Annotated in this window: 13 protein-coding genes and 1 pseudogene; 12 read left to right on the plus strand and 2 right to left on the minus strand. The window is 63.9% G+C overall.

Annotation, left to right across the window (positions count from 1 at the left end; translation table 11 throughout):
* The first annotated feature begins 729 nt into the window (after window positions 1-729).
* Window positions 730-4,416 (plus strand): mechanosensitive ion channel domain-containing protein, encoded by a 3,687-nt coding sequence (locus A39O_RS0103080; RefSeq protein ID WP_157639587.1) that lies wholly within the window; start codon window positions 730-732, stop codon window positions 4,414-4,416.
* Window positions 4,417-4,430: 14 nt separating this feature from the next.
* Here the strand turns inward: A39O_RS0103080 and A39O_RS0103085 are convergent, their stop codons facing one another.
* On the minus strand, window positions 4,431-4,613 hold the full coding sequence (locus A39O_RS0103085; protein ID WP_020503251.1) for a PA3496 family putative envelope integrity protein: 183 nt from the start codon (window positions 4,611-4,613) through the stop codon (window positions 4,431-4,433).
* A gap of 235 nt (window positions 4,614-4,848) precedes the next feature.
* Here A39O_RS0103085 and A39O_RS0103090 point away from each other — a divergent pair, with 235 nt between their 5' ends.
* The 10 genes and pseudogenes from A39O_RS0103090 to A39O_RS31770 all read left to right on the plus strand — a co-directional run bounded on the left by A39O_RS0103090 (window position 4,849) and on the right by A39O_RS31770 (window position 10,128).
* Window positions 4,849-6,375, plus strand: a complete 1,527-nt coding sequence (locus A39O_RS0103090; protein ID WP_020503252.1) for a Ppx/GppA phosphatase family protein — start codon at window positions 4,849-4,851, stop codon at window positions 6,373-6,375.
* Between the two features lie 45 nt (window positions 6,376-6,420).
* Entirely contained in the window at window positions 6,421-6,573 is a 153-nt protein-coding gene (locus A39O_RS42490) for a type I restriction-modification system subunit M N-terminal domain-containing protein (protein ID WP_020503253.1), read from the plus strand.
* A gap of 5 nt (window positions 6,574-6,578) precedes the next feature.
* The gene (locus tag A39O_RS42495; protein ID WP_020503254.1) at window positions 6,579-7,187 is read left to right on the plus strand and encodes an HsdM family class I SAM-dependent methyltransferase; all 609 of its coding nucleotides are present in this window, start codon (window positions 6,579-6,581) and stop codon (window positions 7,185-7,187) included.
* Window positions 7,188-7,221: 34 nt separating this feature from the next.
* Complete coding sequence (locus A39O_RS0103105) at window positions 7,222-7,590, plus strand: hypothetical protein (RefSeq protein ID WP_020503255.1); 369 nt, start codon at window positions 7,222-7,224, stop codon at window positions 7,588-7,590.
* 135 nt (window positions 7,591-7,725) lie between these two features.
* Entirely contained in the window at window positions 7,726-8,148 is a 423-nt protein-coding gene (locus A39O_RS42045; protein ID WP_026199125.1) for a type I restriction endonuclease, read from the plus strand.
* Complete coding sequence (locus A39O_RS42050) at window positions 8,138-8,620, plus strand: DEAD/DEAH box helicase family protein (RefSeq protein WP_026199126.1); 483 nt, start codon at window positions 8,138-8,140, stop codon at window positions 8,618-8,620. Before A39O_RS42045 ends, A39O_RS42050 begins: the two co-directional genes overlap by 11 nt.
* Window positions 8,617-8,979: a hypothetical protein gene (locus tag A39O_RS42055; RefSeq protein WP_026199127.1), complete on the plus strand. Its 363-nt coding sequence runs from the start codon at window positions 8,617-8,619 to the stop codon at window positions 8,977-8,979. Before A39O_RS42050 ends, A39O_RS42055 begins: the two co-directional genes overlap by 4 nt.
* 6 nt (window positions 8,980-8,985) lie before the next feature.
* Window positions 8,986-9,039: pseudogene (locus tag A39O_RS43445) on the plus strand (hypothetical protein); the annotation flags it as partial.
* Window positions 9,040-9,127: 88 nt separating this feature from the next.
* Window positions 9,128-9,412, plus strand: a complete 285-nt coding sequence (locus tag A39O_RS42060) for a hypothetical protein (RefSeq protein ID WP_020503256.1) — start codon at window positions 9,128-9,130, stop codon at window positions 9,410-9,412.
* Window positions 9,409-10,128: a M48 family metallopeptidase gene (locus A39O_RS31770; RefSeq protein WP_020503257.1), complete on the plus strand. Its 720-nt coding sequence runs from the start codon at window positions 9,409-9,411 to the stop codon at window positions 10,126-10,128. The genes A39O_RS42060 and A39O_RS31770 overlap by 4 nt, the downstream gene beginning before the upstream one ends.
* A gap of 581 nt (window positions 10,129-10,709) precedes the next feature.
* Here the strand turns inward: A39O_RS31770 and A39O_RS0103140 are convergent.
* Window positions 10,710-11,072: a BrnA antitoxin family protein gene (locus A39O_RS0103140; RefSeq protein ID WP_245561752.1), complete on the minus strand. Its 363-nt coding sequence runs from the start codon at window positions 11,070-11,072 to the stop codon at window positions 10,710-10,712.
* 136 nt (window positions 11,073-11,208) lie between these two features.
* Between A39O_RS0103140 and A39O_RS37605 the strand changes: the two genes are divergently transcribed.
* On the plus strand, window positions 11,209-11,399 hold a 191-nt coding region (locus A39O_RS37605; RefSeq protein ID WP_020503260.1), incomplete at its 3' end, for a transposase.

Consider the following 11,399-nt stretch of genomic DNA (forward strand, 5'->3'; position numbering starts at 1 on the left):
TTTCGAAAATGCGTTATAAATATGTCCGTTAGCACATTTGTAGTATAGAACTGGCGCGCGATCTCTTCTGTGAATTTTCGAATCTTCAACTGGGCATTGACAAACAGGGCACCCTAGACCAGTCGGATGAAGTATATTAACCAAGAAATCATAGCATTTCTGTTCGTCCATTAACTCGATGACGGAAAAAATGAGCATATCAGTCCAAAAAGATAATTATGTGCTGTGCGGTATTTCATTATCGTCTATCATTCTAAATTAATAAAGGCTCACACACTTGGCCTCATGAGCCAATCAGCTAAGATAATGATCTGTTTTTCTTTGTGTTCTTTGTGTTCTTTGTGTCTTGGTGTGAATCATTGCCGGATTTAGGGCCTTGATCGTAATCTCGGCCAGCGGCGTGCGTAGTCAGGGCTTCCAGCCCTGACGGTGTCAGGCCAGGATGGCCTGACTACGCACCCGGCGAGCCCAAGTGGCCGGAATTTTGACCGAGGCCGGATCTAGGCTAAAGGACGCGCGATCGTGCCGGGCCCTGGTGACCTGTCCGCGCCGGATCGGCTCAATCGTGTCAAGCGCTGTGGCTTCTCCGCGCACGCGATGCGATCATGGCAAGTCTGTTTGCCGCCACCCCGCGTTCCTTCGCCGTGACGGACTCAAGCGTGGTGCTGCCGCCGACCGCTCTGTTCCGCAAAGAGGAGTCTGGTTCGCGCGCAGAACGCGGCTGGACCAATGATCCCAGAACTCATGCACATCTCCTCGCTGTCTCGTTGCCCTTCCGGTTCTCTGTCCGCGGCCCGCCCGCGCCGCGAGGCGCCCAGGCGACCCAACCTGCTCACCCTGGCGGGCCTACTGCTGCTTGCCTTGTTCGCCAGCGGCTGGCCGGCTCCCGGACTGTCCGCACCGGCGGACAAGGCCGACAACGGCGCACCCGCACCCGCCGCGACCGCGCCAGGGGTCCCGCTGCCGGCCGAGATCGACGCCCGGATCAAAGCAACTGAAGCCTCGAAAACCCTGGATGAGGCCGCCAAGACGGCGCTGCTCGAGGCCTATCGGCGCACCGCCGCCTATCTGGAGTCCGCACGCGACTTCGCGACCCAGGCCGCCGAGTATATGCAGGCGGCGGCGGATGCACCCGACCAGACGGCCGCGATCCGCAAGCAACTGCAAACCGATCCGGGCGACGACGATCAGCCCAGCCCGCGTGCGCTCGCCGCGCTGAGCACCGATGAGCTCAGTCAACACTTGACCAAGACGCAGGCCGAGGCGACGGCACTCGAGGCCCGCATCACTGAGATCGATAAGGCACTGGAGGCTACCAACAGCCGCCCGGCCGCGGCGCGCGCCCGGCTCGCCGAGGTCCGCCAGGCGCTCGATGACCTGGAAGCTGAGGCCGCGCGTCCCACGGCACCCGATCAATCCGCCGAGCAAATCCAGGCCGGCACCTGGACCCTGTCCGCCCGGCGGGCGGCGCTGACAGCCGAGACCCAGGCGCTCGAACAGGAGCTGGCAAGCCAGAGTGCACGCGATGCACTTCACCGCGCCCAGCGCGAGCAGGCCGGCGTCACGCTGACTCAGGTCAAGGAACGCCTGCGGCGCATGGATGAGGTGCAGGATCAGCGCCGCAAGGCCGAGGCCGAGCAGGCACGCCGTGAAACCGAGGCCGCGCAACGCGAGTCGGTGGACAAGCATCCACTGGTACAGGAGACGGCCAAGGCGAATGCCGCATTGACCGCGTCGCTCGGAGACCTGGCGGCACAACTCAATCAGTTCGGCGACCTGCTTGCGCAGACCAAAGGCGAGCGCGACCGCATCGAGGCCGACTTTCGCGGCGCCCGCGAACGCATTGGCGTGGCGGGCGTCAACCAGATCCTCGGTGAGGTCCTCATCGATCGGCGCAACGAATTGCCGGACCTGCGCAAGCACCGCAAAGAGATGGCCGAGCGCAGCGAACTGATCGCCGAGGCGACGCTGCAACAGATCCGCAATCGGGAGGAACAACGCGCCCTGCGCGACCTGGACACGGCCATCACGGCGCTGTCAGCCACCGCGCCGGATGCGCAAAACGAACAGGTGCGCGCCGAACTCAAGGAACTCCTGGCGATGCGGCGCGGCCTGATCGACAAGGCGCTGGCCGGAGGCGAGGAGTTCATCCGCAAGCAGGGTGAACTCAATGATGCGGCCGAGCAGTTGATCCAGACCGCGACAGCCTATGACAACTTCCTGGCACGACACCTGTTGTGGGTCCGCAGTGCGCGGCCAATCTCACTCGACAGCCTGGCCAGCCTGCCCTCGGCGGTCACCTGGATGCTGTCGCGCACCAGTTGGACCGAGGTCGTCCAGGTGCTGGCATTCGAACTGCGACACTCACCGCTGGCCTGGCTGGGATTGCTCACGATCCTGGTGCTGTTCTGGCAACAAGCCGCCATCAAACGCGCGATCCTGGCGAGTGCCGAGCCCCTGCGACGGGTGCGCACCGACCGCTTCGTCCATACGCTGGAGGCCATCGGCCTGACCGCGCTGGCGGCGCTGCCGTTACCACTCGCCTGCCTGCTCCTGGGCCGGGAGCTCGCGGCCTCCATCGAGGCCACCGGCTTCACCCGCGCGGTCGGCGGCGCACTGACCCAGGTCGCCCTAGGCTTTTATTTCCTGCGCGGCTTCCGCCTGACCTGCATTCCCGGGGGGGTCGCCGACCGCCATTTCCGCTGGGAAAGCGATGTTCTGATCCAAATCCGGCGGAACCTGCGCTGGTTCACGCCCTACATCCTGATCACCAGCCTGATCGCCTACACCGTCTATCTGAACCACGATACGGCGCGCGGCGAGAGTCTGGGACGCATGGTCCTGATCGCTGGCATGATCGGCACGGCCGTGTTCCTGGGCCGACTGCTGCACCCACGCACCGGAGTCTTCGCGCACACCCTGACCGCCAACCCCGGGGCCTTGGCCAACCGCCTGCGTAATGTCTGGTATCCCATCATCGTCGGCGCCCCCCTGGCGCTTGGCGCACTGGCCATCCTGGGCTACCTCTATACCGCGGGCACCTTGTTCCAATCACTGGTGCAGACCGCCTGGCTGGCGCTTGGCCTGGTGCTGGTGCAGCAGGTGATCGTGCGTTGGTTGGTTTACACCCGCCGCCGCCTGGCCTTTCAGGCGGCCATGGAGCGTCAGACCGCCCGCCGCGTTCAAGCCGAGGCCGCCAGCGCCAAGGCGGGCGCACTCGAACGCGAGCCCGGTGCCGGCACGCCCGTGCGCGAGCCCGGCGCCGGGCCGGCCGTGGCGGAAGAACCGGAAGTGGATCTGGCGAGCCTCGATGAACAGACCCGCAAGCTGCTCAACGCGACCGTCTTCCTGCTGGCCGTCCTGGGGCTGTGGCTGATCTGGTCAGCGATGCTGCCGGCCCTGGCCGTCTTCGAGCAGATGGCCCTGTGGAACTCTTCAAGCGTGGTGGACGGCGCGGCGCGGCTCATCCCGGTCACCGCCGCCGACCTCGGGCTGGTGGTGGTCATTCTGTTCGTCGCCCTGGTCGCGGCCAAGAACCTGCCGGCCCTGATCGAGATCCTGCTGCTGCAGAACAGCCAGGTCAATGCGGGAACACGGTACGCCGTGCGCACCTTGGTCAGTTATGCCATCACGGCCATCGCGGTGGTGATGGCCTTCGGCACCCTGGGCCTGAGCTGGTCCAAGATCCAATGGCTGGTGGCGGCGCTGAGTGTAGGCATCGGCTTCGGTCTGCAGGAAATCGTCGCCAACTTCATCAGCGGCTTGATCATCCTGTTCGAACGTCCGGTCCGGGTCGGCGACACGGTCACGATCGCCAACACCACCGGCACCGTGACCAAAATCGAGATCCGCGCCACCACCATCCGTAACTGGGATCGCCAGGAGTTGATCGTCCCCAACAAGGAGTTCATCACCGGACGCCTGCTCAACTGGACCTTGAGCGACCAGATCAATCGCATCGTCATCACCGTCGGCATCGAGTACGGCAGCGACGCCCGCCTCGCCCTGACCCTGCTGACCGAAACCGCCGCCGCCAACCCACAAGTCCTCAAGGATCCGCCCCCGCTCGCCTCGCTGGACACCTTTGGGGATAACGCTCTGACCCTGACCCTACGCTGTTTTCTGGACGCCATGGACCTGCGCGTCGGGGTGACGACCGATCTGCATCTGGCGATCGAACGCAGCTTCCGCGAGCATGGAATCTTGATTGCCTTTCCGCAGCGTGATATCAACGTGCGCGCCGGGAACCCGATTACGGTCCGGCTGTATCAGGGCGAACAAGGAGCCACCGACGGGACCTTGACCGACGATCAGTCGCGGGCGAAAGACTCCGTCGTCATCACTGACAAGCCGGCCACGGGCAGCCGGCAGGCGCCGGATCACGTGGTGGGCGTCGACCGCGATCACCGGACCTAGGGGCGGGTTTCAAACTAATTCAGGTCGTCGAAATCGGGGTCATCCAAAAGTTCGCGCAGACGCTTCAGCTCGCGCATCCGCTCGAGCCGTCGCCGGATCGCCAGATTGGGCGCGGACCCCCGTGCATCGTCGGCGCTATTCATGGGTGGTACCGCCTCGGCCGTTTCCTCGCCAAAGCTACCGTCAGTCTCCAACATCTCCGTTACCTCATAACCTTCTACAGAATTGCGGCTATCTACATCAATGATGCTAATTTTGCAATAGAATATTATAAATCTTCACTATTTATTAAAATAATCTCGTCTTCGCTGGTACGGACATCGATCCCGAGTGGAGCACGGCGATCGACGCGCGGTCAGCGGCGTCACCCTCGTCACCAGGCGGCACGCGCGCGTCTGGTACCATAGCGATCCCTCAAGGCAGGTTTTTGTCATGCCCGAAGCGCCCATCCCGATCCCGACCGCCATCGGATCGCTGCACGAGACCGTGGCAGCAGTCGACCTTGGATCCAACAGCTTTCACATGATCGTTGCCCGTATCGGTGACGGCCACATGCAGATCATCGATCGACTGAAAGAGCCGGTGCGTCTGGGCGAAGGTCTGAACAACGAGAAGCGCTTGCTCCCCGAGGTGGAAGAGCGCGCCCTGGCCTGTCTGGAGCGGTTCGGCCAGCGACTGCGTGGGTTCCCGCTGGGCGCCGTGCGCGCGGTCGGCACCAACACCTTGCGCCAGTTGCATCCGGACAGCCAGTTCATCGAGCGCGCCGAGACGGCGCTGGGTCACCCCATTGCCATCATCGCCGGCCGCGAGGAGGCGCGGTTGATCTACCTGGGGGTGGCCCACGGACTCGCGGCCGGAACCGAGCGTCGCCTGGTGGTCGATATCGGCGGTGGCAGTACCGAGATCATCGTCGGGCGGGGCTTCAGCGCACGGTTGCGCGAGAGCCTGCACATGGGCTGTGTCACCATGAACCTGCGCTATTTTCCCGACGGGCGAGTCTCCGCCAAATCCATGGATCGGGCCGAGTTGGCCGGCGCACTGGAAGTCCGCCCGGTGCGCGAGATCTTCCGCAAATCCGGCTGGGAAACGGCGGTCGGCAGCTCCGGAACCATCAAGGCCATCGCCGCCGTAGCAACCGCCGAGGGCTGGAGTGAAGACGGCATCTCCGCCGCCGCACTGGTCCGTCTGCGCGACGCGCTCGTCAGTGCCGGCCGGGTCGCGACCCTGGACCTCAAGGGGCTGACGGAGGAACGCAAGCCGGTGTTCGCCGGTGGGATCGCGGTGCTGCGGGCGGTCTTCGAAACCCTGGGCATCGAACACATGCAGGTCTGTGACTATGCCCTGCGCGAGGGCCTGGTCTACGAACTGATGGGGCGTCACCGCCATGAGGACATGCACGAACGGACCGTACTGACCCTCTCGCGGCATTTTCATCTCGACCAAACCCATGGCCGGCGGGTCGAGGCTACCGCGCTCAGCCTCTATCATCAGGCAACCGCGCCCTGGTGCCTCAGCGACTCCCGCTGTCCGCGGATGCTCGCCTGGGCGGCACGTCTGCACGAGCTCGGCCTGGTGGTGTCGCATAGCCAGTACCAGAAGCACGGCGCCTATCTGCTGCGCAACGCCGATCTCGCCGGCTTCACCCGTCAGGAACAGGTGGTGCTGGCCGCGCTGGTCCTGGGGCACCGGCGGAAGTTCCCGGTCCAGGAGTTTGCGGCCCTGCCGACGGGCATCCAGGACTGCACCAAGCGCCTGTGCATCATCCTGCGCCTCGCCGTCCTGCTCCACCGGGGCCGCTCGACCGACAGCACGCCCAACCCCACACTCCAGATCGTCGGGGATAACCTGACCCTGGACTTCGCCGACGCCTGGCTGGACGCGCACCCCCTGACCCGGCTGGAACTGGAACAGGAGGCCGAACTGCTGAAAACGGCGGGGATTACGTTGACCTATCAGTGATATAGCCTTCGTACCTGATATTCAGACAGACACTCCAATAGCTCAATGCCCAAGCTCTCGCTCGCCAAGTTGGAACGACACCTCTACGCCGCCGCCGACCGGTTGCGGCAAGAGGGTCTGGACGCCGCGACCTATAAGGACTACATATTCGGGCTCCTGTTTCTCAAGCGCTGCTCGGCAGCGCTTATGAGTTTCTGATCAATATGTTCGCGGAGTCCGCGGGCAAAAAGGGCGGTGATTTCTACACACCGCGCGACGTGATCCGGCTCATGGTCCGCATCCTCAAGCCCACGGCCGGGATGCGCGTCTATGATCCCACCTGCGGCTCCGGCGGCATGTTGATCATCAGCCGGGAGTTCGTCGAACAGTCCAGCGGCGACTCGGGCAACCTCTTCCTGGCCGGCCAGGTCAACGACGCCTCCGCCTGGTCCATCTGCAAGCTTATCTGGCTCCCACGCTCCGGCGTGGGAGCACGTCCCGACGCTCCAGCGTCGCGTGAGAGTTCGGGCCGCCGGAGCGGCCAAGACGGCATTCCCACGCGGAGCGTGGGAACGAGAAGAGAAGCTCAGCAGCGCCAGCCACTGGCCCTGCCAGGTGACGACATACCACAGCGTGTGCCCGATCTTCGGCAGCGCGCCCAAGTAGTGATGGGCATCCATCAGGGCCTGGAAGCGCGCCTCCTCGGGCGCGGCGACGGGTTCGACGATGACTTCGCGGAGATTCACGCATGCGCGCTCGGGCAGCAGGGGGCCGACGCGCTTTATACCCGAGCGGCCGGGCAGTGTCCAGAGTCGAGGACAACCGCACGTTGAATCACTGAAAGTTAGCTAGAACGGTTTAGCCCTGATGGCTCGGGCCGCCGAGTTGCTGCACCGGCAGGCGATCGAACTGTACGCCCCGCAGCGTCGCCCGGCCCCACCGTGGGAATCATTGCGCCGGGTGCAGCAGCAATTGCTGACGCGCTTGCTCATGCGCGGCCTGGAACAGGGAGCCGCCGCCATGACCTTCAGTCCGGGGGATATGGTCGATTGGTTCGGGGTATCGGCCAACACCGCCCGGGAGTGGCTGGAGCGGTGGCGCGGCGAGGGCTTTGTGCTGCCCGCACGCGCCGGGGCGCAACGCGTGCGCGCCTACGCCCTGGCTCCGGAGTGGGTCGAGTTGCTCCAGGGCGCGCTATTTAGCACAAGCGTTAACACAAGCAAAATTGCACCATAACAGTGCTTCACAACGGAATAAGAATGTTTTACGCGATTTCGACCGAAAAATAGCACAACCCCGCTACTGCCCATAAGAACGATTTCGGCCCGATTTCCGGGGCGACGATATCAGACCCTCAACGCAGGTAAGCCGATGAGCAAGATCGAGTGGGAACGCGACCTGGTGGAACTGCCCTTCTACCGACAGCTTCAGGCGATGGGCTGGGAGTGGATCGAGGGCGACCCGGACCTGCCGGAGTCTACCGAGCGGACCAGTTCTCAGGAGGTGCTGCTGCGCGGACGCCTGGCCGCGGCGATCCGCCGCATCAACCTGCGTGACGGTCAGCCTTGGCTGGACGACGCGCGGATCGCCCGGGCCATCCGCGACCTGGAGCAAGCGCCGGGGCACGGGCTGATAGAGGCCAACCAGGCCGTCACTGAATCGCTGCTCAAGGGCACGGTGGTCGAGGGCCTGCCCGACTGGGATCAGGGCCGGCCTCAGCCGGTGCGGTACATCGACTTCGACTTAGACCATTACGGATCGCATCGACTTCGAGAACTTTCCGTTGCTCAATGAATCGGCGGAGATCCTGGTCCTGGTGGACGAGGCGCACCGCGGCAACACGCGCACGTTGCACCGGAATCTGCGCCGCGCCCTGCCGAACGCGGCCATCGTGGGCTTTACCGGCACGCCCATCCTGAACCACGATAAGAAAACAACGGCAGAGATCTTCGGCGACTTCATCGACCGTTACCTCTTACAGGATGCGGAGCTGGACGGGGCCACGGTGCCGATCCTTTACGAGGGGCGCACCGCGGATGGTTTCGTCAAGGATGCGACCGGGCTCGATCAGTTGTTCATCGACATGTTTGTCGACTACACGCCGCAAGATCTGGCCATCATCAAGGCCCGCTATGGGACCGAGGGCGACGTACTGGAGGCGCCGTTGCTGATCGAGCAGAAGGCCCGTGACATGATTCGGCACTTTGCCGGCGTCGCGCTCCCGGAGGGGTTCAAGGCTCAGGTCGTGGCCGCCAGGCGGCGGTGACCTATCAGCAGCAATTGGTGCAGGCGCGCGATGCATTGGTCTCCGCACTCGAGGCGCTGCCGGCGGCGGTGCTCGCGCTGAGCGATGACGAGGTGCAGTCGCTGGATGACTCGACCCGCTCGCTGCTTCGGCTGTATCCGCGATTGACCAGGCTGCGGGTGCTGGAGGTCGCGGCCGTCGTCTCGCCAAATCACAACGACCCGGAGTCGTGGCGTCAGTGGTCGGACAAGGAGAAACAACAGGCTTTGATCGAACGCTTCAAGCGCCGCTGGGCGCCGGAGAAGACGACCAAGACCGATCCGCTGGCGATCCTGGTCGTCAACAACATGCTGCTGACCGGCTTCGACGCCCCGGTTTAACAGATGATGTACCTGGATCGCAAGATCGTCTCCCACGACCTCCTGCAAGCGATAGCCCGAGTGAACCGGACCTATGGGGGCAAGCACTGCGGCTTTGTGGTGGATTACATCGGCGTGGCGCGTCACCTGGACGAAGCGCTTAAGGAAGGTGCCGTTCGTCCGTCTCGTACTCGATTTCTGTGGCGCACAGGAGGAACTGACGGACGAGGAGCGCAAGCGTGCGATGCTGGCTACACTGGAGATGGTCGACCGAATCACGCAGGAAGTCCGCAGCGTAGGATTCTGGAAGAAGGCCAATGCCAGGGAACTGCTGACCAGGCGTCTGGTCCGCGACCTGGACGAGGCAGGCATCTGCCCGCCGGAGACGCAACGAGACCTGGCGCAACGGCTGGTCGCCCTGGCCCGCGAGAACCACGAGAACCTGACCCGATGATGACTGAGACCCTGAAGATCGACGGACTGGCCTTCAATATCAGGCGCAGCGACCGCCGCCGGACCCTGGGGTTGACCGTAGACCGGGCCGGCGAATTGGTCATGCATGCGCCGCTTGCCACCAGCGATGCCGAACTGGCCGCGTGGGCCGGGGCCAAGCTACTCTGGGTGCACCGGAAACTCGCACTCAAGGAGGAATCCACCCCGAAGGCGCTGGCGCCTGAGTATGTGACCGGGGAGACCTTCAGCTATCTCGGTCGGCGCTATCGCCTGGTGCTGGTGGATGAGCAACAGGCGGCGCTCGACTTCGACGGGGCGCGTTTCCTGCTGCGGCGCGATGCGCGGCCCGCGGATGTCCACTTTCGGCAGTGGTACATCGCCACCGGCAAGGATTGGCTGGCCAAGCGCATCGATTTGCTGCGGCGGCGGACAGGCCCGGCGCCGACCCGCGTCCTGGTCAGGGACCTGGGATACCGGTGGGGGTCCTGCGGACGCGATGGTGCGCTGTACGTCAACTGGCGCGTCCTGCAGCTTCCGGTCCGATTAGTGGACTACGTACTGGTCCATGAGTTGTGCCATTTGGTGGAGCCCAGCCATAACCGGGCGTTTCGGCAGTCGCTGGAGCGCGCGCTGCCGGATTGGCAGGAACGCAAGGCTGAACTACATCGCGGCTCTGCCGACTTGTATTGGTGCGTGCCGACGATGCGGCAGAATTGATGCGCGGCAGCATGGAGTCTCACAATGAAACGATGGTGTTGGGTCCTGCTGGTCTGGTGCAGCGGCGCCGCACTTGGCCAGCCGCCGGCGGCAATGGACGGCACCGGCAAGAATTTCGGCCGCGGCTATCGGCCGGACGCGGCTGGTCATCTGCACGGGACAGGCCCCGACTTCGGCCGCGGCTGGGCGCGGCAGTCGGANGGCGGGTGGCGCGGCACCGGCAAGAATGTTGGCCGCGGCTACCGGCCGGACGCGGCCGGCAACCTGCACGGGACCGGCACCGACTTCGGCCGCGGCTGGGCGCGGCAGTCGGANGGCGGGTGGCGCGGCACCGGCAAGAATGTTGGCCGCGGCTACCGGCCGGACGCGGCCGGCAACCTGCACGGGACCGGCACCGACTTCGGCCGCGGCTGGGCGCGCTGAGGCCATCCTCCCATGTTCATGCTACTCATTAACAAATGACGGGCGAAGAAAAAGGGCTTACCGGAATCACCGATAAGCCTTTAATTCTATTTGGTAGCGGGAGCGCGCTTTGTACGTTCTCTACCTCTGTCGATCTCCCGTTGTAGCTGCAGACATGCTCATGCCGCCGCCTCGCGTTGTGCCTGGATATACGCGCGCAGTGTCGCATCGATGCGCGTCTGCCAGCCGGGACCGCCAGCCTTGAAGTACGCCACTACCTCGGGTGACAGGCGGATGGAAACCGGCTGCTTGGTGACTTCGGCCTTGGGGCGACCGGACGCGCGCACGAGCGGACGCAGCCCGCCCAGCTCCGCGTCGGTCAATTCGTAGGTGTCGGGATCAGTTGCGATGCCCTCGCGGATGCGGGCGTCTTCTTCCTCGCTGTTCAGCAGAAAGACGCGGCCAGACTTAGAGGTAAGTGATGTAGGTGCGTTTTTCATGGTTAGTTGCCCCGCGCAGGCTGATAATGTGATACTGATCATGCTCTTCGGTGAACACCACGCAATAGATCGTGGCTCAATATGGGTTCCGGACTGCTGAGTCTAGCTCGCTCTTCGGGTGGTCCAAGCGTACACTACACGTCAGGACTCAACCACGCTGACCGACAGTTTCCCGCCGATGATCAACCTTCAAGACCTGCTGGACGACGCCAAGTGCTACGACACACTCCGTCAGTTGCGTTGGCCAGAGGGTGTTCTTTGCCCCCACTGCGAGGCGTCGCTGATCACGAAGCAGGGACATGATACGACCCAGCCAGCGCGGCAGAAATACCGCTGTGGGGCCTGCCTGCGCTATTTTGACGATCTGAC

The organism is Lamprocystis purpurea DSM 4197 (assembly GCF_000379525.1).
Lineage (GTDB): Bacteria > Pseudomonadota > Gammaproteobacteria > Chromatiales > Chromatiaceae > Thiodictyon > Thiodictyon purpureum.

Excerpts from the sequence above, each read along its gene's own strand:
- A39O_RS0103080 (WP_157639587.1), top strand. The coding sequence starts at position 730 with ATGATCCCAGAACTCATGCACATCTCCTCGCTGTCTCGTTGCCCTTCC.
- A39O_RS0103085 (WP_020503251.1), bottom strand. The coding sequence starts at position 4,613 with ATGTTGGAGACTGACGGTAGCTTTGGCGAGGAAACGGCCGAGGCGGTA.
- A39O_RS0103090 (WP_020503252.1), top strand. The coding sequence starts at position 4,849 with ATGCCCGAAGCGCCCATCCCGATCCCGACCGCCATCGGATCGCTGCAC.
- A39O_RS42490 (WP_020503253.1), top strand. The coding sequence starts at position 6,421 with ATGCCCAAGCTCTCGCTCGCCAAGTTGGAACGACACCTCTACGCCGCC.
- A39O_RS42495 (WP_020503254.1), top strand. The coding sequence starts at position 6,579 with ATGTTCGCGGAGTCCGCGGGCAAAAAGGGCGGTGATTTCTACACACCG.
- A39O_RS0103105 (WP_020503255.1), top strand. The coding sequence starts at position 7,222 with ATGGCTCGGGCCGCCGAGTTGCTGCACCGGCAGGCGATCGAACTGTAC.
- A39O_RS42045 (WP_026199125.1), top strand. The coding sequence starts at position 7,726 with ATGAGCAAGATCGAGTGGGAACGCGACCTGGTGGAACTGCCCTTCTAC.
- A39O_RS31770 (WP_020503257.1), top strand. The coding sequence starts at position 9,409 with ATGATGACTGAGACCCTGAAGATCGACGGACTGGCCTTCAATATCAGG.
- A39O_RS0103140 (WP_245561752.1), bottom strand. The coding sequence starts at position 11,072 with ATGATCAGTATCACATTATCAGCCTGCGCGGGGCAACTAACCATGAAA.